The sequence below is a fragment of the Sutterella sp. genome, from assembly GCF_052272535.1.
Taxonomy (GTDB): domain Bacteria; phylum Pseudomonadota; class Gammaproteobacteria; order Burkholderiales; family Burkholderiaceae_F; genus Sutterella.
Map to the genome: position 1 here is coordinate 1 of NZ_DAVZJY010000355.1, position 1,508 is coordinate 1,508.

1 protein-coding gene is annotated in these 1,508 nt (G+C 72.2%); it reads right to left on the minus strand.

The window, feature by feature from the left end; genetic code table 11:
- Positions 1-226 precede the first annotated feature (226 nt).
- Positions 227-1,508 (minus strand): hypothetical protein (locus tag ACT6Y9_RS10930; protein WP_443744551.1); only part of this gene is annotated, 1,282 nt, incomplete at its 5' end.

Sequence of the window (1,508 nt, forward strand, 5' to 3'; positions counted from 1 at the left end):
CGGGAGTCCGCGCCGCCCCGCCGAGGCGGCCGTCCGGAACGAAGCGCCCCGGGAGGTCAGGACGACCCGCGGGGCGTTTTTCTTGTCCGGAGCCGCTGGGGCGGGCCCGAGTTCAGGCGACCTCCTCGTCCTGCATCCGTGCGCGCACGACGTACTGCTTGGGCGTGAGCCCGAAGGCGCGCGGGCGCATCGAGGCTCGGGCTCGAGCGCATCGACTTCTGAGTCGTCAGTGCAGCAGCTGATAGACGCCCGGGCCGAACACCGGCACGTTGTTCGAGAAGATCCCGCCCGCGGTGAGCTCGACGTGCGCCCGGTAGACGCCGTCGACGAGCTTGATCTGCCCGCGCGCGAGGGGGTCGGCGATGGTCGCCGGGGCGACGAGGTCCTGCGGGATCGCGAGTGAGAAGGCGCCCCAGCGCGGGATGCCCGTCTTCAGGTCCTCGGCGTAGGCGAGGCGTCCGGTGAGGACCGCGCGCTTCTTGCCGCGCACGTACTGCGCCTCGTCGAGCTCGACCGTGAGGCCGTCCTTCATGAAGGCGCCGCCCCAGAGGGCGAGCACGCCGAGGGCGGCCGCGGGATCGGCCGCGGCGCCGGTGGACGCGTTGATGAAGTCCTCGGTGAGGTTGGTGATGCGCAGCGTGAAGCCCACGCGGTCCGCGCTGTCGCTCTCCGCGCGCGGTTTCTCGACGGAGAGCGCGATGCGCTCCTCCCAACGGGAGGCCTTCGCTCCAGCATGGAGATCGGGCTCCGCACCGGCCTTGCGCGCCATCTTCTCCGACGTGAGCGTGAGCGAGAAGCCGTCGCCCGCGAGCCCTTCGGCCGAGAAGGCGCCGCCCGAAACCGTGAGGTCGGCGAGGGGCTTGCCGTCCGCAAAGGTTATGCCGAAGGCGAGGCCCCGGAGATCGGCCGTCTGCACATCCTCGGGGCTGCGGCAGACGATCCCTTCGAGGCCGGCCGTCAGCGACGCCCGGCCCGCGACCTCATACGCCTCGATCACGAGGGGCTCGGTGCGGCAGACGCCGCCCGTTTCGCGGTCCTTGATCGTGAGCGGGTCGATGCGCCAGACGAGCGGCTTCACCGCGCCCGTCACCGACGTCTCGACGGTCATCGCATCGCGGTACCCCTCGATGCCCTTCCCGGCGAGCGCGAGGCCCACGCCCTCGGTGAGCTCGAGCGAGAGCGAGGTGTGCGTGCCCCAGCCCATCGAAGCGTGTCCGCGCCAGAGCGCCGTGAGGCCGCCCGCGGACTCGGCGCGCATCCGGAAGGTGCGCGAGCGCCAGGTGCGGCCCGTCTCCTCGTAGACCACCTTCATGCCCGCCGGAGGGTTGGCGGCGAATTCGCGGACCTTCTCGTCCCAGACGCGGCCCTCCCAGCAGACGAGCCCCGCGCCGGCGGCGGCAAGGGCGGCGAGGAGCGCGGCGCCCCCGATCCAGATCTTTCCCGACATGCTCTTCTCTCCCGATGCTGTGCGCTTGGCCTGCGCCGCCGCTCCCGGGGCCGGGCAGGCC